This is a genomic window from Streptomyces smyrnaeus (assembly GCF_017676345.1).
GTDB lineage: Bacteria > Actinomycetota > Actinomycetes > Streptomycetales > Streptomycetaceae > Streptomyces > Streptomyces smyrnaeus.
The window spans coordinates 54,416-81,321 of record NZ_JAFFZM010000028.1 but is presented as its reverse complement, the minus strand read 5'-3'; the positions used below and the strand labels follow the sequence as shown (position 1 = coordinate 81,321).

25 protein-coding genes are annotated in these 26,906 nt (G+C 71.6%); 11 read left to right on the top strand and 14 right to left on the bottom strand.

Annotated features, from left to right (window positions below):
• Positions 1-380 precede the first annotated feature (380 nt).
• Entirely contained in the window at positions 381-881 is a 501-nt protein-coding gene (locus tag JW613_RS31680; RefSeq protein ID WP_245226614.1) for an ATP-binding protein, read from the top strand.
• 29 nt (positions 882-910) lie between these two features.
• Here JW613_RS31680 and JW613_RS31675 read toward each other — a convergent pair whose 3' ends face one another.
• Together JW613_RS31675 and JW613_RS31670 are read right to left on the bottom strand one after the other, a co-directional pair.
• Complete coding sequence (locus tag JW613_RS31675; RefSeq protein WP_099884375.1) at positions 911-1,219, bottom strand: AzlD domain-containing protein; 309 nt, start codon at positions 1,217-1,219, stop codon at positions 911-913.
• Positions 1,216-2,028, bottom strand: coding sequence for an AzlC family ABC transporter permease (locus tag JW613_RS31670; RefSeq protein ID WP_209214301.1), 813 nt, complete (start codon positions 2,026-2,028; stop codon positions 1,216-1,218). The genes JW613_RS31675 and JW613_RS31670 overlap by 4 nt, the downstream gene beginning before the upstream one ends.
• A 46-nt stretch (positions 2,029-2,074) precedes the next feature.
• On the opposite strand from JW613_RS31670, the gene JW613_RS31665 reads away from it, so the two are divergent.
• The 7 genes from JW613_RS31665 to JW613_RS31635 all read left to right on the top strand — a co-directional run bounded on the left by JW613_RS31665 (position 2,075) and on the right by JW613_RS31635 (position 9,676).
• Positions 2,075-2,674 (top strand): helix-turn-helix domain-containing protein, encoded by a 600-nt coding sequence (locus JW613_RS31665; protein WP_307866124.1) that lies wholly within the window; start codon positions 2,075-2,077, stop codon positions 2,672-2,674.
• Between the two features lie 176 nt (positions 2,675-2,850).
• Positions 2,851-3,180, top strand: a complete 330-nt coding sequence (locus JW613_RS31660) for a plasmid stabilization protein (protein WP_099884381.1) — start codon at positions 2,851-2,853, stop codon at positions 3,178-3,180.
• A 73-nt stretch (positions 3,181-3,253) separates the two neighbouring features.
• Positions 3,254-3,784, top strand: coding sequence for a DUF1360 domain-containing protein (locus JW613_RS31655; RefSeq protein WP_209214299.1), 531 nt, complete (start codon positions 3,254-3,256; stop codon positions 3,782-3,784).
• Between the two features lie 192 nt (positions 3,785-3,976).
• Positions 3,977-4,513, top strand: a complete 537-nt coding sequence (locus JW613_RS31650) for a Dps family protein (protein WP_209214313.1) — start codon at positions 3,977-3,979, stop codon at positions 4,511-4,513.
• Between the two features lie 209 nt (positions 4,514-4,722).
• On the top strand, positions 4,723-6,804 hold the full coding sequence (locus tag JW613_RS31645; protein ID WP_209214298.1) for a SpoIIE family protein phosphatase: 2,082 nt from the start codon (positions 4,723-4,725) through the stop codon (positions 6,802-6,804).
• A gap of 210 nt (positions 6,805-7,014) precedes the next feature.
• Complete coding sequence (locus JW613_RS31640) at positions 7,015-8,757, top strand: glycosyltransferase family 2 protein (protein ID WP_209214297.1); 1,743 nt, start codon at positions 7,015-7,017, stop codon at positions 8,755-8,757.
• A gap of 79 nt (positions 8,758-8,836) precedes the next feature.
• Positions 8,837-9,676 carry a potassium channel family protein gene (locus tag JW613_RS31635; protein WP_209214296.1) on the top strand — a complete coding sequence of 280 codons (840 nt, stop codon included), beginning with the start codon at positions 8,837-8,839 and terminating at the stop codon, positions 9,674-9,676.
• Between the two features lie 58 nt (positions 9,677-9,734).
• On the opposite strand, the gene JW613_RS31630 is transcribed toward JW613_RS31635, so the two are convergent.
• The 12 genes from JW613_RS31630 to JW613_RS31575 all read right to left on the bottom strand — a co-directional run bounded on the left by JW613_RS31630 (position 9,735) and on the right by JW613_RS31575 (position 23,231).
• Positions 9,735-10,397, bottom strand: coding sequence for a DUF6875 domain-containing protein (locus JW613_RS31630; protein ID WP_209214295.1), 663 nt, complete (start codon positions 10,395-10,397; stop codon positions 9,735-9,737).
• A gap of 172 nt (positions 10,398-10,569) precedes the next feature.
• Positions 10,570-11,211 (bottom strand): hemerythrin domain-containing protein, encoded by a 642-nt coding sequence (locus JW613_RS31625; protein WP_307866123.1) that lies wholly within the window; start codon positions 11,209-11,211, stop codon positions 10,570-10,572.
• Positions 11,212-11,305: 94 nt separating this feature from the next.
• Positions 11,306-13,144 (bottom strand): acyl-CoA dehydrogenase, encoded by a 1,839-nt coding sequence (locus tag JW613_RS31620; RefSeq protein ID WP_209214294.1) that lies wholly within the window; start codon positions 13,142-13,144, stop codon positions 11,306-11,308.
• A gap of 88 nt (positions 13,145-13,232) precedes the next feature.
• Positions 13,233-14,330, bottom strand: a complete 1,098-nt coding sequence (locus JW613_RS31615) for a pyridoxal phosphate-dependent aminotransferase (protein ID WP_209214293.1) — start codon at positions 14,328-14,330, stop codon at positions 13,233-13,235.
• A gap of 36 nt (positions 14,331-14,366) precedes the next feature.
• Positions 14,367-16,013 (bottom strand): AMP-binding protein, encoded by a 1,647-nt coding sequence (locus JW613_RS31610; protein ID WP_209214292.1) that lies wholly within the window; start codon positions 16,011-16,013, stop codon positions 14,367-14,369.
• 2 nt (positions 16,014-16,015) lie between these two features.
• Positions 16,016-17,026: an acyl-CoA desaturase gene (locus JW613_RS31605; RefSeq protein WP_209214291.1), complete on the bottom strand. Its 1,011-nt coding sequence runs from the start codon at positions 17,024-17,026 to the stop codon at positions 16,016-16,018.
• Between the two features lie 167 nt (positions 17,027-17,193).
• Positions 17,194-18,666, bottom strand: a complete 1,473-nt coding sequence (locus tag JW613_RS31600) for an MFS transporter (RefSeq protein WP_209214290.1) — start codon at positions 18,664-18,666, stop codon at positions 17,194-17,196.
• Positions 18,667-18,802: 136 nt separating this feature from the next.
• Positions 18,803-19,729, bottom strand: a complete 927-nt coding sequence (locus tag JW613_RS31595; RefSeq protein WP_209214289.1) for an SDR family NAD(P)-dependent oxidoreductase — start codon at positions 19,727-19,729, stop codon at positions 18,803-18,805.
• Positions 19,730-19,750: 21 nt separating this feature from the next.
• Positions 19,751-20,767: an SDR family oxidoreductase gene (locus JW613_RS31590; RefSeq protein ID WP_209214288.1), complete on the bottom strand. Its 1,017-nt coding sequence runs from the start codon at positions 20,765-20,767 to the stop codon at positions 19,751-19,753.
• Positions 20,764-22,089 carry an NAD(P)/FAD-dependent oxidoreductase gene (locus JW613_RS31585; protein WP_209214287.1) on the bottom strand — a complete coding sequence of 442 codons (1,326 nt, stop codon included), beginning with the start codon at positions 22,087-22,089 and terminating at the stop codon, positions 20,764-20,766. The genes JW613_RS31590 and JW613_RS31585 overlap by 4 nt, the downstream gene beginning before the upstream one ends.
• Positions 22,090-22,983: an SAM-dependent methyltransferase gene (locus tag JW613_RS31580; RefSeq protein WP_209214286.1), complete on the bottom strand. Its 894-nt coding sequence runs from the start codon at positions 22,981-22,983 to the stop codon at positions 22,090-22,092. It abuts the gene before it with no gap.
• Positions 22,980-23,231: an acyl carrier protein gene (locus JW613_RS31575; RefSeq protein ID WP_099884409.1), complete on the bottom strand. Its 252-nt coding sequence runs from the start codon at positions 23,229-23,231 to the stop codon at positions 22,980-22,982. The genes JW613_RS31580 and JW613_RS31575 overlap by 4 nt, the downstream gene beginning before the upstream one ends.
• Before the next feature lie 187 nt (positions 23,232-23,418).
• Between JW613_RS31575 and JW613_RS31570 the strand changes: the two genes are divergently transcribed.
• From JW613_RS31570 to JW613_RS31560, 3 genes are read left to right on the top strand one after another with little or no spacing between them, the layout of a single operon-like run.
• Complete coding sequence (locus tag JW613_RS31570) at positions 23,419-25,218, top strand: thiamine pyrophosphate-binding protein (protein WP_209214285.1); 1,800 nt, start codon at positions 23,419-23,421, stop codon at positions 25,216-25,218.
• Positions 25,215-25,883 carry an SRPBCC family protein gene (locus JW613_RS31565; protein WP_209214284.1) on the top strand — a complete coding sequence of 223 codons (669 nt, stop codon included), beginning with the start codon at positions 25,215-25,217 and terminating at the stop codon, positions 25,881-25,883. Before JW613_RS31570 ends, JW613_RS31565 begins: the two co-directional genes overlap by 4 nt.
• A complete protein-coding gene (locus JW613_RS31560; protein ID WP_209214283.1) occupies positions 25,880-26,905 on the top strand; it encodes a 3-oxoacyl-ACP synthase III family protein in 1,026 nt (341 codons plus the stop codon). The genes JW613_RS31565 and JW613_RS31560 overlap by 4 nt, the downstream gene beginning before the upstream one ends.
• Position 26,906: the final 1 nt, after the last annotated feature.

The following is a 26,906-nucleotide window of genomic DNA, read 5'->3' as shown; positions in this document are numbered from 1 at the left end:
GCGGCGCGCCGCGGGATCGGGCCAGGGGCGCCCCTGTCGGAGGCGTGCGGGCTGCGGGCGGGCCGTGGTTGCCCACGCAGTCCCCGCGCCCCGATGGGGTGCCGTCCCTCAGTTGCGGGGTGGGGTGGTGGGGGGTGGCGTACGCGCGGGAGCGCCGGGCGCCCCACCGTGTGGGGGAATTCCCCTCGGCGATATGCCCTCTTTCGCCGCTCACTTGTGGCGCCATGTGATCACTCGCGCACCCGATGTCATACCAGGTCATGCCGTGCCCGGGCGGTCGTGTGGTGGCCCGGGGTGGCGCACCGGGCGCCCTGGACGGGGCGGTCCCGGCTTTCTGGAAACCCGCGAACCGCCCCCAGGGGCTCTCACCTGCCGCCATGATGGTGGGCATGGCGGGTCAGGGAGATGTGGCGAGCGTGACCGAACGGGTTCCGGAAGACCCCGAAGAGGCGTGGGGCGTCGAGTCGGTGAGCACCGTTCTCGACCAGGAGGGTGATCCGACCGTGCGGGAGGTGCCGCTCCCGAACCTCCCGGAATCCGCCCGCCTGGCGCGGCGGCTCGCCCAGGCCGTCCTCCAGCAGCACTGGGACCTCCCGACGCAGCGCACCGAGTACACCGTGCTGCTCGTCTCCGAGTTGGTCGGCAACGCGGTACGGCACACCGGCGCGCACACCATCGGCATCCGGATGCTGCGGCGTTCCAGCTGGATCCGGGTGGAGGTCCGCGACCCCTCGCGCGGGCTGCCGTGCCTGCTGCCAGTCGGCGAACTGGACACCAGTGGCCGGGGGCTCTTCCTCGTGGACATGCTGTCCGAACGGTGGGGCGTGGACCTGTTGCCCCGCGGCAAGACGACGTGGTTCGAGATGCGGGCCACGGACTGAGCCGCCGTCAGACCCCGGGCGGGCCGCCGTCACGCCACTCCCGCCCAACGCAGCCCGGCGGTGACCGCGGCGGCGCCCAGGACGGTGACCAGGAACGGCGCCCGCCGCCAGGCCAGCGCCGCGCCCACCAGGACCCCCGCGGGGCGTGCCCAGCCCGCGAACTGCTGGCCCTCCATGAGCGCCGAAGTGGCCACCAGTGCGCAGAGCAGCACGGTTGCGGCATCCGCGAGCAGCAGTTCCGTGCGCGCCGGTAGCTCGGTACGGGCCCGCAGGAGGGGGCCGCACAGCCGCAGCCCGTAGGTGCCCGCCGCCAGCAGGACCACGGCCAACAGCGTCATGCCCGGCCTCCTTCGGGACCGGCCGCTCCTTCGGTACTTGCGGCTCCTTCGGTGCGGGAGCCTCGCCCGGGTTGGGGCGGTGTCCTTTCGGGGCGGCGTGCGAGCAGCCCCAGCAGTGCCGCCAGCACCGGGGTTCCCGGGGGCAGGAACGGGGTCGCCGCGAGCGCCGTCAGTGCCCCGGCGAGGGCGGCGCGGCGGGTGGCGGAGCGCCGCCGTGCGCTGTGGGTCGCATCGTCGTCACCCCGGCGACCGCGTGTCGACAGCGCGGGCAGGACCAGGGCGAGCAGCACCATCGGCTCGGCCGCGTCCAGCCCCAGTGCCTGCGGGTCGCTCATGGTGCCGCCCGCCAGTACGCCGAGCAGTGTGCCGAGGTTCCAGGCGAGGTACAGCGCGCCGCCGCAGGCCAGGAAGACCGCCCGGCGGCGCGCCGGTTCGCCTTCCGCCAGGGCGAGCGCGGCCGACTGGTCGACCAGGAGCTGGCTGCTCCACAGCCGGGCACCCAGGCGCCGCCCGTGCACTCCCGGCAGTGCGAAGCCGAAGAGCGCGAGCCGGGCGTTGAGCACCAGCCCGGCGGTCACGGCGGCGGCCGTGCCGGCGCCGTCGAGCGCCAGGTCGAGGGAGGCGAACTGGGCCCCGGCGGCGAAGACGGTCAGTGACATCGTGAGCGGTACCCACGGTGGTTCGCCCTCGGCGACCGCGACGGCTCCGAAGGAGACCCCGACGATGCCGATGGCGACCGCGAGCATGGTGATCTCCCGCAGTGGCAGGGAGCCAGGTCCGGGTCCGGATGTTCGGCGTGGCGAACGCATGGGCGTTATGCTGAACGCCTCTACTGTCGTTCGTCAAGGAGAACAGGTGGACCGCCACAGCGAACAGGCCTCGTCCGGTGAGCCCTCCGCCGGTCTCGCCCGGCCGCCGCTGGCCCGTATTGCCGCCGCGATCCGCGCCGAGCGCACCCGCGCCGGACTCTCCCTCACCGAGCTCGCCAGGCGGGCCGGCCTCGCCAAGTCCACGCTCTCGCAGCTGGAGGCCGGCACCGGCAACCCGAGCGTGGAGACGCTGTGGGCGCTGAGTGTCGCGCTGGATGTGCCGTTCAGCAGGCTCGTCGACCCGCCCCGGCCGCGCTCCCGGGTGCTGCGCCGGGGCGAGGGCGTCGCGGTCCCCGCCGAGCAGGCGCACTACGTCGCCACCCTGCTGTCCGCCTGCCCGCCGGGTGCGCGCAGGGACCTGTACACGGTGCACGTCGAGCCGGGGACGCCACGGGTCTCGGAGCCGCACTCGCCCGGTACCTACGAGCACGCCGTCCTCGCCTCGGGGCGGGTGCGCATCGGGGCCTCGGACGATCCGGTGGAGCTGGAGCCGGGCGACTGTGTCAGCTATCCGGGTGATGTCCCCCATCTGTGCGAGGCGTTGGAGCCGGGGTCCTCGCTGGTGCTGTTGATGGAGCACCGGTAGCGAGCCGGTGGTACGTGTGGCGGTCGGCGCATGTGGAACCCGGGGGGCGTAGCGCGCTGGTGCGGTCGCCGTCCGGACCGCGAGAGCGGAGGATGGAAACGGTCATAAATGCCCATATCGGCAGTGATCGACCGCACCGACCGCGACAGCACCACACCGCAGAAGACGGAGGAACCATGCCTGCAGGGTCGAACCGCAAGCGTGAGCGCCAGTACGAGCACATCAAGGAGGGCGCCAAGAGCCGGGGCACCTCCACGGGCCGTGCCAAGGAGATCGCAGCCCGCACGGTGAACAAGGAGCGCGCCCAAAAGGGCGAGTCCAAGACGGCCAGCCGCACCTCCGTGCGTGACAAGCCCGCCCCCAAGCGCGGCGGCCAGCGCTCCGGCAACCGCACCGGCCCCGCCGGTCCCACCCGCGACCAGCTCTACAACGAGGCCAAGCAGCGTGGCGTCAAGGGCCGCTCCCACATGAACAAGGACGAGCTCCAGCGCGCCCTCGGCCGCTGACCGCCCCGTCCGGGAGCGCCCGCACCACGTCGTGTCCGCACGCCGTGCCCGTCACGCCATGGGAGGTAAGCGCATGCCCAGCACGCAGCGCACGGCCCGCGAAGCCGTACGAGAGCACGAGCACGAGTACGCCCCCGACGCCGAGCGCCCGCTGGGCGGCTATCTGACCGTGCTCTCCTCGTTCGGCACCGGTGTCGTGGGAGCCGCGCTCGCGGCGCGCTGGGCCGGGCGGCGGGCCCCCAAGAGGCTGAGCACCCGTGAACTGGTGCTGTTGACCCTGGCCACCCACAAGTTGGCCAGGATGGTGGCGAAGGACGCGGTGGCCAGTCCGCTGCGTGCCCCCTTCGCCCGCTACCAGGGCACCAGCGCGCCTGCCGAAGTGGCGGAGGAACCCCGTGGAAAGGGGCTCCGGCACGCTGTCGGCGAGCTGGTGACCTGCCCGTTCTGCCTGGCTCCCTGGGCGGCCTCCGCGCTGCTCATCCTGCATGCGGCGGCTCCGGCCACCGCACGCACCTGTACGTCCGGTCTGACGGCCGTCGCGGGCTCGGACTTCCTCCAGTACGCGTACGCGGCCGCGCAGGAGCGGCACTCGCCGCACGACTGACCGCCGCACGGAGCTCGCCGGCCGGCAGCCGTGGGTACGCGAACGGCACCCGACGGCCAGCAGGCCCGCCTTCCACGGTCGGCCCTGCTTCTCTACTGCTTCTTCTACGTTCTGCCCTTCCGAGGATTGGAGTGCACCGTGGCAGCCCACGTATCCACCAACGGCTCGCAGCCGTCCTACACCGTCCCGGGAATGTCCACGGCCGACGGTGGCAGCGTCATCCAGCTTCTGCGGATGCGACTGCACGCCCTCAACGATCTGGCGCTGACGCTGAAGCATGTGCACTGGAATGTGATCGGACCGCACTTCATCGCCGTCCACGAGATGCTGGACCCGCAGGTCGAGGCGGTCCGCGAGATGATCGACAACACGGCCGAGCGCATCTCGACGCTGGGCGGCTCGCCCTGGGGCACCCCGGGTGTACTGGTCGCCGAGCGGACCTGGGGCGACTACACGCTCGGGCGGGCCGAGGCCATCGAACACCTCGGTGCCCTCGACGTCGTCTACACCGGGGTGATCGAGGACCACCGCAAGGCGGTCCAGGCCACCGACAGCTCCGATCCGGTCACCCAGGACCTGCTCATCGAGCACCTGCGGAAACTGGAGCTGTTCCAGTGGTTCGTCCGCGCGCACATCGAGAGCTCCGGCGGCAAGCTGTCAACGGCCCCGAACGACTCCGAATCGGCCGCCGCCGAGAAGGCCGCCACCCAGGCCCGCGGCAAGCCCTGACGCCGGGCCCTCTCCCACCGTGCCGCAGGCCTCTCACGCTTCCGGGCCACTGCCGTACCGCTGGGGGGCACCACCCGGACGGAGTCCGGGGGAGGGCGGCGGTGGCCCGGCCCCCGCATGATGGGGAGGTGGTCCCGCCCTCAGGCGCGCTGCGGTGGCTGTCGCCGAGCCGGGACCCACGCACCGGGCCACGCGATCGGGAGACAGCGATGCACCGCTTCCGCGAACCGAACACGGGGCCCACCCGGCGCGGCGACGCACCGGTCGCCGCTCATGTCGCGCTGGCCGTCAACGGCATGGGCTGCTTCAGCTGGGACCTGAACGCCGGTGACATGCGGTACGACGACGCCGGTCTCGCCGTGCTGGGATTCAAGCCGGGGGAGTACGACAACCGTCCCGCCACCATCGCCGAGCGGATGGTGCCCCAGGAGCTGCCCGAGATCCAGTCGCAGGTCGGCCGGGCGCTGAAGGAGCGGACGGGCTACAGCCTCTACTTCCGGGTCCGCCACTCCGACGGCTCGCTGCGCTGGAAGCACTCCCAGGCCACCGTCGTCTGCGACGACAACGGCAATCCGGCGCAGGTCATCGGGATCATCCGGGACGCCAGCCAGGAGCTGCGGGCCATCGACCAGACGCGGGAGCTGCGGCAGGCCAAGAGCGACCGGCGCCGGCAGGCCGACATCGTGGGCCACGTCAACGACGCGCTGGCGCCCACCGTCACGGTCGACGACGTCGCCGACGCCCTCACCACGACCCGGCTGGTGCAGCGGCTCGGCGCGGCCAGCATCGTCCTGGGGCTGGTCGACGGCGGGCGGATGGAACTGGTGGGCTCCAACGGCGTACCCGACGAGCTCATCCGCGACTTCCACCTCTCCCGCATCGGCTCCCCGCTGCCGCTCAGCGAGGCGGTCCGCAGCCGGGAGCCGGTCTTCTTCACCGACCGCGAGGAGTTCGCACGGCAGTACCCAGGGCTGCGCAAATATCTCGAACTGGTGCCCAACGCCACCGCCGCCGTCTTCCTCCCGCTGATCGCGCACGACACCGCCATCGGGGCCGTCGGCCTGTCCTACGAGGACAAGACCGGCTTCACCCACGACGAGCGCACCGTTTTGACCGCGCTCAGCAACACCATCGCCCAGTCGCTCCAGCGCGCCCTCCTCTTCGACCAGGAGCACGAGCTCGCCGCCGGGCTCCAGACGGCGATGCTCCCCGGACACATCCCGCACGTACCCGGCCTCGCCATGGCGACCCGCTACCGGCCGGCCCGCGCCCGCGGCGGGATCGGCGGCGACTGGTACGACGCCGTCACGCTGCCGGACGGCCGGATCGCCGCGGTCGTCGGCGATGTGCAGGGCCACGACGTGACGGCCGCCGCCGTCATGGGACAGCTGCGGATCGCGCTGCGCGCCTACGCCGCCGAGGGGCATCCGCCGCTGACCGTGATGGCCCGTGCCTCGGCCTTCCTGGCCGAACTGGACACCGACCGGTTCGCCACCTGCCTCCTCGTCCTGTTCGACCCCCGCACCGGTGTCGCCGCGAGCGTCCGCGCCGGCCATCTGGAGCCCCTGCTGCGTCGCCCGAACGGCAGCTGCGCCTGGGTCGACGCCCCCGTCGGGCTGCCGCTCGGACTCGTCGCGCCGTCGGCCCAGCCCCCGTACACGCTGGCCGAAACGGTGGTGGAGCCCGGCTCCACGCTGGTGCTGTGCACCGACGGCCTCATCGAGTCCCGCGTTCACGACATCGACGAGGGCCGGGCGAAGCTCCTCGACGCCGTACGGCACGGGCCCACCCGCCCGGACGCCCTCGCCGACCATCTGCTGCGCACCATGGGCAGTTTCACCGGTGAGGAGGACGACGTCGCCCTCCTGCTGCTGCGTCGGGCGTCCGGCAGACGGGCCGCCGCCCCGCAGATGGCCGTCACCATCTCCTCCAGCGACCCGCGATCCCTGCACGCGGCACGGCAGGCCCTGCGTACCGCGCTGCACCGCTGGTCCCTCGGCGAGCTCGCCGACACCGCCGAGCTGCTGGCCAGCGAGATGGCCACCAACGCGCTGCTGCACACCGAGGGCGACGCCACCTTGACCGCCCGGCCGGTACGCAACGGCGGCCGCGCCGTCCGTATCGCGGTCACCGACTCCTCACCCACCTCACCGCAGCGCCGGGCCGCCACCGAGCAGTCCACCTCGGGGCGCGGCCTGATGCTGATCGAGGAGCTCGCCACCGACTGGGGGGTCGAACCTCGCGGCAACGGCAAGCGCGTCTGGTGCGAGATCCCCCTGCTTCCGCACTGATCACCGCCCCGTATCGCATTCCCCACCGCCTCCCCACCGGTCATCGCGCGCCGGCTGTGCCGAATCACGGAACCGGGGATTGGCGTGCGGTCAGCGGGGCACCCGGCCGGGACGGTGCCGCTCACATGAGCTACGGCACCCGGACCACGGACGCGCCGGGCCGGCGCACGACCTACGCGGGGCCGGCGAAGGATCGGACGAAAGGCCGCAGTGCAGACCGCAGAACCCCCCGCCCGTCAGCAGCCCGTCAAGGTCAGCGTCGTCGTTCCCACGCACAACACCGGCGGGACGGTCCTGACCGGTCTGCGTTCCTTCCTCGCGCAGTCCATGCCCCGCCCCGACTTCGAGGTCATCTATGTGGACGACGGGTCGGACGACGACACGGTCGCGCTGCTGGAGAACGAGATCGCCGAGCAGGGCGCCGGATCGACTGTGCGCGTGGTGCGCGCCGAGCACTCCGGCTGGCCGGGGCGCCCCCGCAACATCGGGACGGACCTGGCCCGTGGCGAGTTCGTCCACTACGTGGACGACGACGACCGGCTCGCGCCCGAGGCGTTGGAGCGGCTGTACGCCAGGGCGCGGGAGACCGGCGCCGACATCGTCATCGGCCGGACGGCCGGGCACGGACGGCAGGCGCCGCGCGCCCTGTTCGAGAAGCCGATGACCTCCTGCGACCTGCGCACCGACACCGCGCTGCTGGCCTCGATGACGGTGCACAAGCTCTTCCGCCGCGCCTTCCTGCGCGAACACCGGCTGCGCTTCCCCGAGGGCAAGGTCCGCCTGGAGGACCACATGTTCACCCTGCGCGCCTTCCTCCTCACCGACCGGGTGGCCACGGTGCACGACTACACCTGCTACCACTGGGTCCGGCACACCGACGGCAAGCACAACGTCAGCTACCGGACCATCGAGCCGGGCCCCTACATCGACAGCATCCGGCGCCTCCTCGCCATCCTCGACGCCCCCGACACCTGTGTGCCACCGGGCCGGCACCGCAACCGGCTGGTCGCCAAGTGGTACGGCAAGAAGGCGCTCGACCGCATCTCCGGGAAGCGCCTGCTGGACCAGCCCGAGGACCGCAGGGCCGAGTGGGTCGAAGCAGTCGGCGCGCTGGCCTCGGAGCTGCCCCCGGAGGCGGACACGGCGCTGCCCACCCGGCTGCGGATCGTGGCGGCCCTGGCCCGGCACGGCGACCGTGCGCTGCTGGAGGAGCAGGCGCGGTTCGAGGCCGGTGTCGTCCACCAACCCCGCGTGGTCTCGACCCGGTGGCGGGAAGGGCAGCTCACGGTCCGCTGCTCCACCTCCCTGATACGCCGCTCGGGCCGGGGACCGGGACGCCGCGCCGTTCCGCTGGCCTTCCGCCGGGACGGCGACCGCCGTGTGCTGCGGCTGCCACCGCGGGTCGCCGCCGTGCAGGCGGCTGCCGCCCGGGCCGACTTCTCCAAGGCCATCCGCCGCAGCAACGTACGCGGCCAGCTGCACCACCGTGAGGGCGGCACCGTGCTGAACCTGCCGACGACCTGGCGGGTGATCGAGGTGCCGGCAGGGGAGCGCGCCCGGCGGGAGGGCGCGGTGGTGCGCCGACTCCGGTCGGCAGGTCGTCGGTTGGCGCGTTCGGTGCCGAGGCCGCTCGCGGACACGACCGCCGAGCTGTGCGCGCGGCTGACCGCCCGGCTACCGGGCGCCCGCCGCGGCCGGGAGGATCGGTGCACGCTGCGGTTCGAGGCGGAGTTCACCGTCGACCCCGCAACGGCCGACCACGGCCGTCCGCCGGCGGCCGGGATCTGGGACCTGCGCTTCCAACTGGGCTGCGGCGGCTGGCGCACCTCCCAGCCGCTGCCCGGCCACTCGATCGAGGTACCGGAACCGGACGAGCGCACCGAGGAGCCGCCTCCCCACCAGGTACGGCCTCCGCGGCAGCGCCAGGAGCCCAGGGTGACGGCCCGCACCTGACCGTCCGCGGCGAGACCGCTGCGGGAGCTGCGGGAACCGACCTGGGACGCGGTCCAGGGGCGTCGGTATCGTGCGCGTGATGGACGAGCGCACGGAAACCACCTCGGAGCCCAAGACGTTCAGCGCCGCCAAGGTCGCGCCGGAGCCTCCGCAGCGGTTGCAGACGGTGGATGTGCTGCTGATGGGCGTGGTGCTGGTCTTCCTGGCGGCGTACGCCTGGCCGATCCTCCAGCCGGACCTGAGCACCGGCTGGCGGACCGCGTGCGCCTGGGCCGGCTGGATCACCTGGGGCATCTTCGCCCTGGACTACGTCGTCCGGCTGGTGCGTGCCACGGACCGCTGGACCCACTTCAAACGCAACCTGTTCCCGCTGGCCACCGTGGTCCTGCCGTTCTTCCGCCCGCTGCGGATGCTGCGGCTCCTGACGGTGATGAGCGTCCTCAACCGCCGCGCCACGACCTCCCTGCGAGGCCAGGTCACCACCTATGCCGCCGGTGCCACCGGTCTGCTGATGTTCTGCGGAGCGCTGGCCGTGCTGGATGCCGAACGCGGGGCCGAGGGCGCCACCATCGAGAGCTTCCCCGACGCCGTCTGGTGGACCTTCGCCACCGTGACGACGGTCGGCTACGGGGACTACTACCCGGTCACGTCCACCGGCCGGCTGGTGGCCGTGCTGCTGATGATCGCGGGCATCGCGGTACTGGGTGTGGTGTCCGCCTCGCTCGCTTCCTGGTTCATCGAACGCGTATCGGCAGCCGGTACGGAACAGGAGGCGGTCACCCGGCAGGAGGTCCGCGAGCTCACCGAGGTCATCCGCGCCCAACAGCGCCAACTGGAAGAGCAGCGCGCCCTGCTCGCCGCGATGGGAGCAGCTCCCGACCCGGTTCCGCCCCGGCCGGTCGACGGGTCCATGTCCTGATGTCCCTTCCGCCGCGGGGAGTGCGCCACCGGTGTCGTGCTCGCCCGTCCAGGCGCGTTCAGGCGCCGTTCCACCGGTCCCGCGCCACGGCGAACGTCTCGGCGAACAGCGGGTCGGCGACCGACCCCCGCTCGTGCCGCTTGCCGTACCGCTCCTCGTAGGCGGCGAACCACTCGGGGTCGGAGTCGAGGAACAGCACGTCGTGGAAGGCCATCCGGCGCATGGCGAGCATCGGCACCGGAGCCCGGGCGACCCGGAAGTCGGGGTTGCGGGCGGCCCGCTCGTCGCAGTGCGGGTGGAACTGCGCGACCATCAGCCCCCGGCCCACCAGCTCCGGCTTGACCAGCCGGTGCGCCTCGTCGAGCAGGTGGTAGCGCCGTTCGGTGAGCCCCGAGAGGACCAGCACCAGCGTGTGCAGCACGCTGTTGCGGCCCTCCCAGCGGGTGGCCTCGAAGGCCTCGGCCATCCTGCGCACCACCTGCACCAGGCCCTCGGCGTCGATCCCCGGATCGACCTCCCACTCCTCCAGCAGGAAGGTCCGCGCCTTCATCGCGGACTCCACGAACGGGCAGACCGCGCCCTCCCGGTTGGTGCCCTCGTGCGGGCGGGTGATGAACTCCTCCACCCACCGGCGTCCCGCTTCGACGAGCGGCGACGCCGGGGGGCCTTCCGCCTCGGTTCTCTCCTGCGGCAGTGATCCGGAAGATATAGGTATTTGCATGGATATTCCTCCCCGTTCAAGAACGCACTGAACCGCCACCCGGACCCGTACGACACGGGGGGTGTGGTCGCCCGGCGACCGGGCGGTTCAGTGGTTCAGTTCTGGCCGTTCAGTTTCGGTGGATCGGCGCCGGTGGGTCGGTTCCGGGGGGTCAGCTGCTGGGCCGGTGTGTTCAGTAGTGCTCGCCGAACGCGGCGCGCCGGTCCTTCTCCAGTCGGCCGCTGAACAGCCGCCCGACCGGCGCGGCGGGAACACCGCCGCGCTCCCCGGGGCCCGCCACGGACAGCAGCCAGGCCGGCATGAACCGCAGCGTCCAGCCCGGTGCCGTCTTGCGCATATGGGTCGCGAAGCCCTTCCAGACCCGGCTGTCCAGGGCGGGGGCCAGCCGCCCCGACAGCTCGCGCTCCTCGTCACCGGCGTGCTTGGTGAGCTGCTCGCGCAGCTCCTTCGTCTGTGCGGCCAGCTCGGCCGGGGCCGTCTCGTCGGTACCGAGCCGCCGACTCGTCGCGTGCCAGGCGCGCAGGACCTTGGTGAGCTCCTCGTGCTCGGCGGTCATCAGGGCCAGCGCCTCCTCGTCGGCTCCGCGCTCGCGCAGCTTGGGCCAAAGGAAGTCGTCCTCGCCCTCGTGGTGGTGCTCGATCAGCTGGAAGATCCGGTCCACGTAGTCGCGCAGTGCGGTGGTGCGTTCGGCGTTCCCCGCCGGCAGTTCGCCCGCGGCGCGGCCGATGCGCTCCAGGTCGCGCACCATGGCGCGGTGGGCCAGCAGCATCGTCTGGTGCGCCGGGGGCAGTGTGGTGGTGTCGGACTCGGTCACGAGTAGCTCCTTACAGGCTCGACGGTGAGAGGGCCCTGGGGGCGGGCGCTTCGCATGTGCTGGGCCGGCGAACCGCGGGACCGGCACGGGGTGGTCACCAGGCGTCGTCCGGCAGCTCCATCAACTGGCTGTCGGGACGTTCCGCGAGAGCGCGTTCGGCGGTGAGCAACGGAAGCACCTCCTGCGCGAAGAACCTGGCCGTTGCTATCTTGCCCAGACAGAAGGCGCGTTCGGTGCCGTTCCGGCCATCCTGGCCGGCGGCCAACTTCGCCTCCACGACCGCCGCCTGACGCAGCAGCAGCCAGCCGAGCAGCACGTCGCCGGTGGCCATCAGCAGCCGTGTGGTGTTCCGCCCCACCTGGTGGACGGCGGACGGCTCGTCCACCGAACGGAGCAGCTGCGTGCCCATGGCGTCCGCCATCGCGCGCAACTGCGCCACCGCCTCGGTGAGCAGCGCCCGCTCCGGCGCCAGGTCACCGCCCGTCTCGTCCCGCGCGTCCTTGTCCACCTCGGTGAGCAGGGCGCGCAAGGCCGTGCCCTGGTCCCGGGCGACCTTGCGGAAGAAGAAGTCCAGCCCCTGGATGGCGGTCGTGCCCTCGTACAGGGTGTCGATCTTGGTGTCGCGGATGTACTGCTCCAGCGGGAAGTCCTTCGTATAGCCCGCACCGCCCAGGATCTGCAGTGCGTGATTCAGCTGCTCACAGGCGCGCTCGGAGCTGTAGCCCTTGACGATCGGCAGGAGCAGGCCGTTGAGCGCCGTCGCCTCCTGGTCGGTGCGCCCCTCGGCTCGTGCCGCGGCGATCCGGTCCTGCACGGTCGCGGTGTACAGGACCAGGGCGCGCAGTCCCTCCGCGAACCCCTTCTGGAGCAGCAGGGAGCGCCGCACTTCAGGGTGGCGGGTGATGGGCACCTTGGGGGCGGAGCGGTCACCGAGGGCGGCCAGGTCCGTGCCCTGGACCCGCTCCTTCGCGTACGCCACCGCGTTGAGGTAGCCGGTCGACAAGGTGGCCGCCGACTTGGTGCCGACGATCATCCGGGCCTGTTCGATGATCTGGAACATCTGCCGGATGCCGTCGTGCTCCTCGCCGAGCAGCGTGCCGACCGCGGGTTCCTCGGCCCCGAAGGTGAGTTCGCAGGTGGCCGAGGCCTTCAGGCCCATCTTGTCCTCCAGTGCGGTGGCGAACACCCCGTTGCGTGCCCCCAGCCGGCCGGTCCCGGGGTCGGCGACCTGGAACTTCGGCACCAGGAACAGGGACAGCCCTTTGGTCCCGGGACCGTGGCCCTCCGGCCGGGCGAGCACGAAGTGGACGATGTTCTCGGCCAGATCGTGCTCGCCGGAGGTGATGAACCGCTTGACACCCTCCAGATGCCAGCTCCCGTCCGGCTGCCGCCGCGCCCTGGTCCGGCAGGCTCCCACGTCGCTGCCCGCCTCGGGTTCGGTCAGCACCATGGTGCTGCCCCACTGCCGTTCGACCATCAGCCGGGCGAGCTGCCGCTGCTCATCGGTGCCAAGCCGGTCCAGGACCCGCGCGAAACCGGTGAACCCCTGGTAGAGGTAGAGCGCGGGGTTGGCGCCCAGGGCCAGTTCCGCCACCGCCCAGCGCAGCGACGGCGGCACATCGGCCCCGCCCAACGAGGCCGGCAGATCGAGCAGGTGCCAGCCGCCCTCCATCCAGGCCCGGTAGGCCTCCTTGAAGGAGTCGGGCAGCGTGACCGACCTGGCCCGGGGGTCGTAGACCGGCGGGGTGCGGTCCGCTGCCACGGAGGCGTCCGCCAACTGGTGCACGGCCATCCGCTCGACCTCGGCCAGTACGGCGCGCGCGGTGTCCTGGCCGGTCCCGGCGAACGCCCCTCGGCCGTACGCCTCGGCGCGGCCCAGCACGTCGAAGAGGGTGAACTCCAGATCCCGCAGGTTCGACTTGTAGTGGCCCATGGCCGGTTTCCCGCTCCTTTCGTGAGACATGTGGACCCGGCGTCGGAACGCGGCTCCGCATCGGACGGCGCTCGGCGCCACAGCTGGGTCAGCGGCGGCCGAGCAGCTGGGTGAGGGCCGTGGCCAGGCGCTCGACCTCCGCCTGGGTACCGACCGAGACACGCAGCCGGCCGGGCAGCCCGAGTACGGTCAGATCGCGGACGAGGATGTGGTGCTCCTCGGCGAGACGGGCCGCGAGGCGGGTGCTGTCGCCCGGTTCGGCACCCTGCCCCGGAACCTGGACCATCACGAAGTTCGCCGCCGTGGGCCAGTGGCCGAGACCCAGCGAGTCCAGGGTCTTGCACAGCAGCTCCCTGACCCTGGTGTTGTCCGCGCGTACCCGGTCCAGGTGCTCGGGTGCCTCCAGGGCTCGCAGCGCGGCCCGCTGTGCCTGGCGGTTGACGTTGAAGGGCAGCGCCGTCGCCGTGGTGCCGATCCGCCCGATCAGCTCCGGCGGACCGAGGGCGAAGCCCGCGCGTACCGAGGCGAGGCCCCAGGCCTTGGAGAAGGTGCGGGTCACCAGTACCCGCCGCCCCTCGCGCACCGCTTCGAGCGCGAACTCGTGGGCGGGGCCGGCGAAGTCGAGGTAGGCCTCGTCGAAGACCAGCACGGTGCCGCTGCTTTCGGCGGCGTCGATCAGCTGCATGACCTCCTCGCGGTTGAGCAGCGCGCCGGTGGGGTTGAGCGGATTGCAGACGAAAGCGAGGGCGGCGCCCTGCCGCATGGCGGCGGTGATGCCGGCGACCGGGATCGCCGCGTCCACCAGCGGGACGACATGTGCGGGCGCGCCCACGGCCGCCGCCGAGGTCACGTATCCGGGGAAGGTGGTGGCCGTGGTGACGACACAACTGCCGGGCTCGCGCAGGAACGTCATCGAGGCGAGCAGCACCAGTTCGTCGGTACCGTTGCCGACCGCGATCATGTCGGGTGCCACCCGGAAGCGTTCGGCCAGGCGCTCCCGCAGCAGTCCGCACTCGCTGTCCGGGTAGCGGTTGAGATGACGTGATGCCTCCGCGCACACGTCATCGACCGTGCCGGGCGGTGGACCGTACGGGTTCTCGTTGAGGTGGAGGCGCAGCCAGTCCTCCCGGCCGACGATCTCGGTGGCGGTGAAGAAGCCCGGCTGCGCCGAGCGGTCCTGGGGCATGGGAATCCCTTTCTCGAGCGGTGGCCAAGGGGCGGGTCAGCCGAGGGGGACCCGGGCGAGGGTCTTCAGCTCGCCCCCGTCCGGCCCCAGGGCGGCCCGGCAGCGGAAGCGCTGGATCTTCCCGCTGGGTGTCCGGGGCAGATGGCCGCGCTCCACGAAGACGCACTCGGCGAGTGCGATGCCCGACTTCTCCCGGGCGACGGTGGCGGCCCGGCCGGCGATCAGATGGAAGTCGTCGCTCCGGCGCTTGGGTTCGAGCAGCAGGACCAGCCGGGAGATGCCGCCGTCGGCCACGTCCACCAGCGCCGAGCACCCCTTGCGGACCGGGCCGAGGGCCTCGATCGCCGACTCGATCTCGCTGGTGTACACGTTGCGCCCGCCCACCGAGATCAGGTCGTCGGCCCGGCCGACGAAGTACACCTCGCCCTTGTGGACGAAGCCCAGATCGCCGGTGTGCAGTACGCCGTCCCGGAACCGCTCGGCCGTGCGCTCGGGGTCCCCGAGATATCCGGAGGCCAGACTGGGGGAGGAGACCAGGAGCTGGGAGACCCGGCCCGGCTCCTGGGTGGTCACCGTGACCCCGGGCAGCGGCGGGCCGTTGGACACCAGCTGGGTCGCGCCCGGGGCGTCGTCGGCCACCTCGACGACCTCGCCCTCCACCAGCGCCGCCGCGTCGAAGCTGCGGGTGACCGGGTCCTGTCCCGTCGGGCTGCTGGCGACCGCCAGGGTCGCCTCGGCCATGCCGTACGCGGGCATGAACGCCGCCCGGGACAGGCCCGAGGGCCCGAACGCGGCCATGGTGGTCTCCAGGGTCGCCGCGTCCACCCGCTCGGCGCCCACCACGAAGACCTTCAGGGCGAGCGGCTTCGGCAGCGGCGTGCTGCCCTGCGCCCGGGCGGCCAGATACAGGGCGGTGTTCGTGCCGGCGGACATGGTGGCCCCGAACCTCGACATGTCCCGGAACCAGGTGCGCGGCGCCATCCCGAAGCGTTCCGGTGAGGAGAGGACGAAGTCGTAGTCGAACGCCCAGGCGTTCAACAGGGTTCCGAAGATGCCCATGTCGTGGGAGAGCGGCAGCCAGGAGACGATCGTCTCGGCGCCGACCCGCCCGTCCGCCAGCCCGTAGAGCATCTGCAGATGTGTGGCGATGGCGCGGGAGGTGAGCGCGCACCCCTTCGGCAGGCTGGTGCTGCCGGACGAGTACTGGACGAAGGCGATCTCCTCCGGCCCGGGCGGCGACGGGTCGAGGTGCCCGTCGCCGTACAGCGAGGTCCAGGTGAGGACCGGGAGCCGCGCGGCCAGTTCGGCGGGCACCAGCGGCACCATGGCCTCGTCCGTCAGCAGCACCGCGGCGTCGAGCCGCTCGGTCAGCCGCGTCAGCTGGCTCCCGTACTCCTCGGGGGTCTGGCCGCGGGCCGGCAGCGGGAAGGACGCGACGGCACCGCCTGCCAGCCAGATCGCGAGCAGTCCGCGTACGGTGTGCGCCGAGTTGGTCAGCACGGTCGCGACCCGGGTCCCGGGGCGCACGCCGGCCGCACGGAGCGTGGCGGCCATGCCGTGCGCCTCCTGGACGACCTCACGCCACGGGGTGTGCCCGAAGTCCTCGCCGTCCCAGTGGTGCAGGACTCCCCGGGACCGGCCGCGCAGCAGCAGGTCCCACAGTTCGGTGCCGGTGGCTGCCATGGCTACTCCACGTCCACGAGGGAGACGTCGGAACCGTCGCGGGACCGGTGCGCCATGGGGGCGATGCGCTGCTGCTCGACGAGCAGCTCCTCCCGGCTGAGCTTGCTGCCGCTGACCCGGCTGATCCCGGCCTCGCGCATCGTCATCCGCTCCGGATCGATCCGGATGACCTTCCAGGCCAGCCGGGTGCGCTCCAGGCTCCAGATGAAGACGGCCGAGAGATCGACCTCGTGCCACTTCATCCCGTGCCGCGCGGAGCGGGGGAAGGCGTGGTGGTTGTTGTGCCACGCCTCACCGAAGGACGGCAGCGCGAGCCAGGCGACGTTGCGGGAATGGTCGGTCGTGGTGAACCGCCGGCGGCCGAAGTAGTGGCCGATGGAGTTCACCGCGTACGTCATGTGGTTGATCAGGAAGATCCGCACCAGACCGCCCCACAGGATGCCGGTCAGCAGCGCCTGGACCGAGCCCCCGCTGACAGCGAAGGCCAGCAGGCCGGGCAGCAGGATGCCGGCGGCGACGACGGCGACGAAGTTCTCGCTGAGCCAGCGCAGCGGCCGCTCCCGGACCAGGTCGGGGCAGTAGCGGATGGGGTCGGACTTGAGCCCCTGGTCGAAGAGCCAGCCCAGGTGCGCGTGCCACATCCCGGCCACCGCGCCCTTGAACCCGGGTTCGAAACCGAGGTGCGGGCTGTGCGGGTCACCCTCCTTGTCGGCGACCCGGTGGTGTTTGCGGTGGTGGGCCGCCCAGATGATCGGCGGGCCCTGGCCGGCCACCACTCCGGCCGTGGCGAGAGCGACGCGGATCGGCTTGTAGGTCTCGAACGAGCGGTGCGTCAGCATCCGGTGGTATCCGGTGGAGATGCCGAGGCCCGATATGACGTACATGATCAGCGTGACCAGGACGTCGGTCCAGCCGAAGATGTGGTTCCAGGCCAGCACCATGGCTGCGCCGAGTGCGAGCAGCGGCACCAGCGACGCGACGAGCATGTACCAGCGGTGTTCCTTGCCGTCCATATCCCTGTTGTCCTCTTCTCTCTTTTCTGCCGTGCCTGGTCATGCCCTGACTGGTCGTCCTGTCGTGCTGTCCTGTCGGGTGTCGAGGTTCTGACGTGCTGAAGCGCTGACGTGCTGAAGCGCTGTCGTGCTGTCCTGCGGCGGCGTCGGGGTCCGGTTGCGCGGGATCAGACGCCCGAGGTGGTCTCCGGGTCGAACTCGGTACGCAGCGCGGGCAGCGCCAGCGACAGCAGCGCGGCGCACGCGGTGAGCACCGTTCCGACCAGGAACGCCGAGTGGAAGCTGGTCAGCAGCGCGTCCGGTACCGCGGTGCCGGAGGAGATCTCGTCGTCCAGCCGGTTGCTCGCGAGGGTGGCCAGGACCGCGAGTCCGATCGCGCCGCCGATCTGCTGGCCGGTGTTGAGCACCCCGGAGGCCGCTCCGGAGTCGGCCTTGGGCACCCCGCTGACGGCCGCCACCACCAGCGGCACCATGGCCAGCCCGTAGCCGGCCGCGCACAGCAGCAGGGTCGGCAGCAGGTCGGTGGGGTACGACGCCTGCAGCGGCGTCCTGAGCAGCAGGCCGAGCCCGAGGGTCGCCGAACCGAGGCCGACCAGACACAGGACACGGCTGCCCACCTTCGGCAGCAGCTGGATCGCGATTCCGGAGAAGACCGCCATCGTGACGCCGAAAGGAGCCCAGGACAGGCCCGCCTTCAGCGGCGACCAGTGCAGCAGGTTCTGCATGTACTGGGTCAGGAAGAAGAAGATCCCGTACAGCCCCGAGGCGGCGAGCAGCATCATCACATTGGCGGTGGAGATCTGCCGGTTGGCGAACAGGCCGAGCCGGATCAGCGGTTCGGGAGCGCGCTGCTCCCGCACCACGAAGGCGGCCAGCAGCACCGCGGAGCCGATGAGACCCCCCACCGTTGCGGCGGACCCCCACGGGCGGTGGTTGGTGCTGATGACGGTGTAGACGAGCAGCAGCAGCGCCCCGGTGATGAGAACGGCCCCGGTGCCGTCGGTCGCGGGCCGCTTGGCGGGCCCCGCGTCACGGTCGGCGAGCGTGGGCCGCAGTGCGAGGGCGAACAGCAGCGCGCCGATCGGGATGTTGACGAAGAACACCCACCGCCAGTCGATGAGATCGGTGATGACCCCGCCCAGCAGCACTCCGGAGACCCCGGAGATGCCGGTGAGACCACCCCAGACGCCCAGCGCCCTGCGCCGCTCCTTGGCCTGGGTGAAGACGGTGATGAGGATGGCCAGTGCGGCCGGGCTCAGCAGCGCCGCCCCGAACCCCTGGGCGCCGCGGGCCACGATCAGCATGCCGGGCGAGTTGGCCAGTCCGCACGCGAGCGAGGCGAGGGTGAAGACCCCCAGTCCGGTGAGGAACACCCGGCGGCGGCCGAACAGGTCGGCGCAGCGGCCACCGAGCACCAGGAAACCGCCGAACAGCAGCATGTAGGCATCGACGACCCAGGCCAGCGAGGCGCGGTCGAAATCGAGGCTGCTGCGGATGGTCGGCAGCGCCATGGCGACGACGGTGTCGTCGATGATCACCATGAACTGCGCACCGCAGGTCACCGCGAGCGCGAGGCCGGCTGCCTTGGGTGCCGCGGCGGATTCGGGTCCCGCGGTGGACCGGGCTGTTCCCCTGCCCATAGGGCTCCTCCTTTTCGTCGTGCTGTGGGAACACAGCGGGGTGGGGGTGGGTGCCGGGCTCGGGGCGCCCGGGAGCACGATGCGGGGCGCCGAGGCGGGTCACGGCCGCTCCCGTGCCGACCCGCTGCCCGGCCGGTCAGGAGGTGCCGGCCCGGGCGACGACCTGGTTCAGCCGGTCCATGCGGGTGGCGAGGCTCATCCGGCCCTCCAGGCGGAAGGCGGGCAGCTGCCGGCCGTCGATGTCGCTGAAGCCGTACTCCTCGGCCAGGTCGCCGGTCGAGAGCACCTTCCCGGAGCGGTCCAGCACCTGCGGGTCGGCGGCCAGATGGACGATCGCCCGGCCCACGTACTCGGGCGAGTGGACGACCGCGGCGGGGCCGTCGCCCAGCGCCTCCCAGGCCGCCTCCACCCGCTCGGTGCGTACGAAGCCGGGGTGCAGCGAGAGGGAGGCGACCCGCTGCTTGCGCAGGTCCGCGGCGAACGCCTTGCTGAGCCGGTCGCTCGCCGACTTGAACACGTCGTAGGCGGCCTGACCGAGGTAGGTGTCGCCGTCGGTGAAGCCGATGCCGACGATCAGTCCCCGCTGCTGCTCGATCATCAGCGGGGTGAGCAGCCTCGTCACGTCGTACTGGGCGCGCAGCGAGCCCTCGCACAGCTCGTACCGCCACATCGGCTGCTTCCAGTAGGGGGCGTCGAAGCGGACGTCGGCGGAGCGCTCGTAGCCGGCCCAGGCGTTGTTCACCAGCAGGTCCAGGGAGCCGTGCTCGGCCGCGAGCCGGTCGGCCAGCGCCTGGTTGTCGTTGCTGGAGCGGTGGTCGCAGCGCACCGCGATGCCGGTGCCGCCGCGCGCTGTGACCTCCTCGGCGGTGTCGTCCACCGTTCCCGGCAGGTCCTCGGTGCGGCCGGCGGCGCGGGTGCTGCGCCCGGTGACGTACACCGTCGCGCCCGCGCTGCCCAGGGCGAGCGCGATGCCGCGTCCCACGCCCCGGCTGGCGCCGGTGACCACGGCGACGGTCTTGTCCAGCAGCGGCGGCTGCCACTCCTCATGCGCGTCCTGGTTCACGGTTGCGTCCTTTCCGGCTCGCTAGCTGAGGTGGGCGGAGGCGTAGGCGAGGGTTCGCGCGTAGGCGTCCGTGTCCACGACGTGCGGGACTCCGTAGCGTTCGCGCAGCGAGGGCATCGAGGTGGGCAGTACGCCGCCGCAGCACCGGGTCACCTCGCTGACGTCCCGCAGCACCGAGAGGTAGGAGCGGGCCAGTGGGGCAAGCCGACGCAGCTCCTCGGGGTCGAGGGTGTCGGGGTCGGTGACCGGCGGCGGGGCCAGTGGCCGCCCGAGCGAGGCGGCGTGCTTGGCGCACACCTCGACGGCGGTCTCCATGTCCATCGCCTCCTCGCCGTACGTCACCCAGAACTCCCCGCTGTCGTCGCCCAGTTCGATACAGCGCAGTACCGCCTTGGCGAGCAGGTCCTGGGGTACGACGTCGATCCGGTTGCCGCGGTGCACCGGGAGGAACGGCGCGCGCCCGCGGCTGATCCAGTCCGACATCAGCTGGACGATCTGCCCTCGGGAGGTCCAGCCGGTCCGGGAGTCGCCGATCAGATTGGTCGGCCGGAAGACGGTGTGCGGCAGTCCGCTGTCGCGCAGCAGCTGCTCGGAACGGAGTTTGGAGCGTACGTAGTTGGTGGTGACGTTGGTCTCGCTGAGCCGGTGCGGCGCGCCCGCCGACAGCGCGGCGACGAACGCGGTGCTCATGAAGTGGACCGTGGCGCCGGACACCTCGGCGAACTCGATCACCCGGCGGGTGCCCTCCACATTGACCGGTCGGTAGCGCTCGTCCGGCAGGCCCCACTCGGTCAGCCCGGCCGAGTGGATGACGGTGTCCACGTCGCGGGCCAGCGCCCGGTAGCTGTCCTCGTCCAGGCCGAAGCGGGGCTCGGCCAGATCGGCCGCCAGCTGTTCCCCGGCGTCGGCGGGCAGCGCGGTGCCCCGCGGCCTGGTCATCGATATCAGCCGGAGGGGGCGGCCCGGCGCCTCCTGCAGGACTGCCCGGCCGACGACCCCGGAGGCCCCCGTCAGCAGTACGGTGCGGCTCTCGCTCATGCCCGCGACTCCTTCCACTCCATCAGGCGTGCGGTGGCACGTGCGCCGATGTACAGCAGTGGCTCCGGCGGGAAGTCGCGTGCCGAGCGCTGTGCGTCGTCCACATAGAGCAAACGGGAGAACTCCGAGTCCTTGCCCAGGGTCAGGTCCCGCAACACCTTGCCGCCGGTGTGGGTTGCGGCGATGCCGTTGCCGTTGAATCCGTAGCCGTAGAAGATGTTGCCGCCCGGCAGCGCCCCGAAGTGCGGGGCGTAGTCCCGGGTGATGTCCATGACGCCGCCGTAGGTGTAGGTGAACCGCAGGTCCCGCCACATGGGGAAGAAGCGGCCGAACTCCTGGAGGAGGGCGCGGTAGGCGCGTTGGTCGTTCATCCGGCGGCGGCGCATGTCACGGCCCCAGAAGTAGAAGGCCGGTCCGCCCGCCCACAGCAGCCGGTTGTCCGCGGTGAAGCGGGCACAGGTCAGGAACGTCTTCGCCTCGACCATGCCCTCGCGGCCCGCCCAGGCGATGCGGCCGAGCTGCTCGTCGGTGAGCGGTTCGCTCACCATCGCGTAACTCCACAGCGGAACCGTCTTGTTGCGGAACTGCTGGAAGGTGAACTGGCGCGCGTTGGCGGCGACGATCACCTTGTCGGCGGTGATCGTGCCCCCGGGGGTGACCACCTGCGGCCGCACCCCCGGCCTCACCCGCAGGACAGGGGTGTTCTCGTGGACGACCACCCCGCGCTCCTTGACCACCCGGGCCACCCCGCGGGCCAGTTTGAACGGGTTGACCAGCGCGCCGCCGGCGCGCATGGCTCCCAGCACGGCGGGGGAGCCGATCACTTCCTGCGCCTGGGCCGCCGAGAGGAGCGGCGGCTCTTGTCGGCCGCCGAGTGTGGAGGCCAACTCGCGGTCGGCGCGCAGCCGGCGCAGCTGCGCCTGGGTGGTGGCCACCATCAGGTAGTCATTGGCCTCGTACTCCGCGTCGATCTTGTTGCGGCGGGTGAAGCGGCCGATCTCCAGTACGGAGCGTCCGACCGCCTGCGAGGCCTCCAGGGCGCGGTGCTTCCCGAACTGCTCGACCAGGGCCTGGATGTCCTTGCCGATGGTCGGCGTGACGAAACCGTCGGCCCGGCCGGACGCACCGTGCCCCGCGTACTCGGCCTCGACGACGCGGATGTCGAGCGCGGGCTCGGCCTCCTTGAGGAAGTGCGCGGCCCACAGCCCGGTGTAGCCCCCGCCGACGATGGCGACGTCGCAGTCCACGTTCTCGCGCAGCGGTGGTTCCGGGACGACCGGCTCCGTCTCGTGCCAGTAGACGACATGCTTTCGCGTACTCACTCAGCGCCCCTTTTCGAGAATGATCCTCGACAATCCCAGGTGGCGATTCTGGAAATGCCTGACGCTCGCCCCCAGATAATTCTCGTAGTTGACGACGTTCTCCTCGCCGGAGAGCCGGACGGCCGCTTCCCTGTTCTCCTGGAGCCGCCGCAGCCATTCCGCGCAGGTTCGGCTGTAGTGGTCCGGGTCGTTGCGCAGGGAGACGACGTCGAAGAGTTTTTCGCCGGACTCGACGACCTCCGAGAGGGCCGGGATCTCGGACTCCGGGAAGATCGTTTCGATGATGAACATCAGTTCGCGCACGGTGGCCTTGTCCATCACCGTGTTGTTGCCCTTGATGTTCGTCTGCAGGGCGACGCGGCCGCGCGCCGGGAGCCACTCGTAGCAGCGCTCGAAGAACTCCCGGTAGGCCGCCACCCGTTCGCCGCGCGTGAGGCCGGTCCGGGCGAAGTGCTCGAAGGCGCCGATCGAGATGATCGCGTCGTAGGGCTCGGCCGGCCGGTGGTCGCGCCAGTTCTCCACCCGGATCTCGGCCCCGCTGATCCGGGTCGACTCGGCCAGGTCGGCCTGGCTGTCGCTGAGCGTGAGGCCCACCGCGTGCTGTACACCGTGCACCTGGGTCAGCCGCTTCAGCAGGCTGCCCCAGCCGCATCCCACGTCCAGGACGCGCCGCGCGCCGGCGGCGCGCGCCCCCTCGATGAGGTGGTCCAGCTTCCGTGCCTGCGCCGTCTCCAGGTCGTCCGGCGCCGCCTCCTGTCCGGCCCCGGGTTCGGCCCACAGGGCACAGGTGTAGGTGAGGGAGCTGTCCAGCCAGAGCGCGTAGAAGTCGTTGGAGACGTCGTAGTGGTGCCGGATCGCCTCGGCGGTGGCGCCCTGGTAGGCGGTCGCGCTCACGCCGTCGCGCCGGCGGCCCGGGTCGTCTCGACCAGTTGGACCAGGTCGCCGACCGTCTTCACGTTGGCCGCCTGGCTCGGGTCCAGCTCGACCTCCGCGTCGTCCTCGATCGTGTAGACGATGTCGGCGATCTGCAGGCTGGACAGGCCCACCGAGTCGAAAGCGGTGTCGGCGTCGAGGGTGAGGTCGGCGGCCTTGCTGCCGAGCTTCTTCGCTATGAGGGCGCATACGGTGTCGGTGTTGATCACGGCTTTTCCCTTTCGGTCGATCGCGGTTCCAGGAACCTAACCTCCTTGGCCGCACGGCACATGACAGACCGGTATGGCAGATCCCTGCCATACCGTCCCCGCTCCCTGATGGCAGACAGATGCCACTTGCCGGTGCGCGCCGCCGGACCTGAAATGAATGGACCACCGCCTGAGAAAAGGACGGTCCATGAGAACCCAATTCCGTGTGGTCGACTTCATCGTCGATTTCCTGAGCCGGCAGGAAGTCCGTCACGTCTTCGGAGTCGGTGGCGCCAATATCGAGGACCTCTACGACGCCCTCCATGTCTCGGCCGACGGCCCGCTCGGCGTGGTCGCGAAGCACGAGTTCTCGGCCGCCACGATGGCGGACGGCTACCACCGTGCCGCCCAGCGGATGCCGGTGGTCGCCTCCACCTCCGGGGCCGGCGCCATGAATCTGGTCCCCGGACTCGCCGAACTGCGGTCCTCCTACGTGCCCGCCCTCGCGTTGATCGGGCAGCCGCCCCGGTCGCTGGACGGGTGCGGCTCCTTCCAGGAGACCAGCGGCCTGGCGGGCTCGATGGACGCGGCCCGGCTGTTCGAGGAGATCGCCGTGCACTGCGTCCGCGTCGCGGAGCCGGCGGCGATCATGGAGGAGCTGCCGCGGGCGTACGCCGCCGCGCTGGCCGCGCCGGGCCCCGCCGTCCTGCTGCTGCCCAAGGACGTCCAGCAGGCCCTCCTCGCGCCCTGGCCCAGGCCCGGGGCGACCGCGCGCGCCGGGCGCCCGCGCTCCGCGGACGCCGACCGCGCGCGGGCCGTGGCCCTGCTGCGCTCGGCCGTGGAGCGGCAGGGGGTGGCGGTGATCGCCGGCGAAGGTGTGGCGAGGGCGGACGCCAGGCCCCAACTCGCCGCGCTCGCGGCGGCGCTGGGGGCGCGCGTGGCGGTGGTGCCCGACGCCAAGGACGTCTTCGACGACCGGGACCCCCGCCATCTGGGCATCGCCGGGGTGATCGGCAGAGCAGAGGTGCAGGCGGCACTCGAACAGGCCTCCGCCGTCCTGCTGGCCGGCACCCGGCTGCCGCAGATGGCGGGCGCCGGACTGCACGACCACCTCAAGGGCGTGCCCGTCGTCTGCCTCGACCCCAGGGCGCCGTTCCTGGAGCCGCACGAGGACCTGGTGCGGCTCTCCGGGGACCTGGCGGAGGAGATGTCGCTGCTGACCGGGGAACTGCTCGCGCCCGGAGCGGCGCTCCAGGAGCGGAACGGCGCAGCGCGGGCCCTGGCGGAGAATCTGCGGTGGGAGGCGCCCGCAGCGCTTCCGGAACCGCGGACGCAGCCGCCGGGCGGCGCGCCTGGACCGGGTACCACGGAGCCGGGCGTACCGGAAGCGGCGGCGCTGGACATGACGACGGCGGCCCGCGTCATCGGCGCCGCCCTGCCCGAGCGCTCCACCGTGGTGAGCGACGCCGGCAACACCGGTGCGGTCGCCATCCACCACGTGGCCGTGCCCCCGGGCGGCCGGTTCATCGCCGCCATGGGCATGGGCGGCATGGGCCACAGCTTCGGCGCCGCGGTCGGCGCCGCGTTCGCCACCGGCCGGCGCACCTGCGTACTGGCCGGCGACGGAGCGTTCTTCATGCACGGCATGGAGGTGCACACCGCGGTCGAGCACCAGCTGCCCGTCACCTTCGTGATCTTCAACAACCAGTCGCACGGCATGTGCCACACCAGGGAGCAGCTGTTCTACGCGGGCGACTACTCCTACAACCTCTTCCGCCCGGCCCGGATCGGTGACGGCATGGCCGCCATGTTCCCCGGCCTGGACGCGGTGACCGCCCGGAGCGCGGGCGAACTGCGCGCGGCGCTCGACCGGGCCCATTCCGGCCGCTCACCCGCGCTGATCTGCATCGAGGTCGATCCGGCCGAGGTGCCCCCGTTCCGTCCCTTCCAACACGCCATCGCCGCCGGAACCAACCGGTCCGCCAACCAAGGAGTCGTACCAGGATGACCACCGCCCCGACGCACACCGACCCCGCCGCCGGATACACCCCGCCGCCCGCGGTCCCCGACGACCTCAAGGACGTCCCCGGGCTGCTGCGCTGGGAGACCACGCCCCGTGAAGAGGCGTTCGCGCGCGCCGCGGAGCTGACCAAGGAGACCTTCACCTACGACGAGGTGTACGGGCAGTTCGTGACGGTCCACCAGTACATCGACGCGCCCCCGCAGGCCGTCTACGACTATCTGACCGACGAGCGCAACCTCAACGAGTACACCTACAGCACCCGCGACTTCGCACCCACCGACACCCCCGGCCTCTACCAGGGCCGCGACACCCTGCTCGACGACGAGACCAAGATATTCCTGCGTATCGACGGCAACCCGGACGCGCTCACCGTGGACATGAAGTGCGCCTGGGACCAGGGCGAGGAACTGTGGATGGTCTACATCCACCGGATCATCTCGGCGGAGACCGTGCTGGGCAAGCGCGGATCGGTGGTCATCTGGACCAACTGCCACCACCCGTACTACGACAAGAACCCCCACCCCGAGCTGGCTTCCAGCCCGGAGCGCCCCTGGGTCGGCGACACCTGGGGCCTCTTCTACGCCGGTCACAAGGTGGAGATCGACAACCTCAAGACGATCCTCGAACTTCGCCACGGCACCGCCGCATGAGGACGGTGAGCCTGCTCGAACTCGCCTCCTACCTGCCGGGGGAACCGGTGGGCACGGACTACTTCCTCCAGTACCAGGAGGACAGCGGCGAGATGGCCGGGCACACCATGTTCAAGGCACCGCGCCACCGGCACCAGGTGGCCAGGGACGAGACACCCGCTGACATGATGGAGAAGGCCGGTCTGCTCCTGCAGGAACGGATCGGCGAGGACGCGGTCCGGGGCGCCGACGTGGTGATCACCAACACGCTGCTGCCCGAGGTGCCGTTCACCGGCCCGGGCGCCGAGGTCGCCCACCGGCTCGGCGTCGGGGCCGACTGGGTGCTCGACGCCCACAACGGCGGCTGTGCCTCCTTCGTGCACCTGCTCCGGCTCGCCACCGCCCTGATCGGCTCGGGCCAGGCGGGCTCCGCGCTGCTGTTCAACGTCCAGAACGGCGCGGGCCCGGTGATGACCCAGTCCGAGGTGCGCAAGCTCCCGGAGGCCGTCATCCCGGGCGACGGTTGCGGTGCCGCCTATGTGGCGGCCTCCGAAGAGTCGCCGGTGCTCGGCTTCGCGGTCGCCAACCGCGGCGACTACACCCGCGACTGCGGGCTCTCGCTCCACGACGGGCGCAAGTACTGGGAGCCGGGGGAGAGCCAGATGCACGTCGGGTTCACCCCCGACAAGGTGTCGGACATCGTCGAGCGCGGCAACCGGCTCGTCCCCGAGGTGGTGGGCCGGGTGTGCGAGCAACTCGACCTCAAGACCGGCGACATCGATCTGCTGATCACCAACCAGCCCAACCGGATGTTCCTCAAGCAGTGGCAGGAGCGGCTCTCCATCCCGCCGGAGCGCCATCTGGACACCTTCGACCGGTTCGGGAACCTCTTCGGCGCGGGCGTCCCCATCACGCTCGACCACGGCATCCGCGAGGGCCGGGTCGAGGACGGCAGCCTGCTGATGCTGGCGGGTTTCGCCCATGCCGGGGACTTCGCCGGGGCGGCGGCCGTGCACTGGCGAGCGGGAGGTGCGCGCGAGTAAC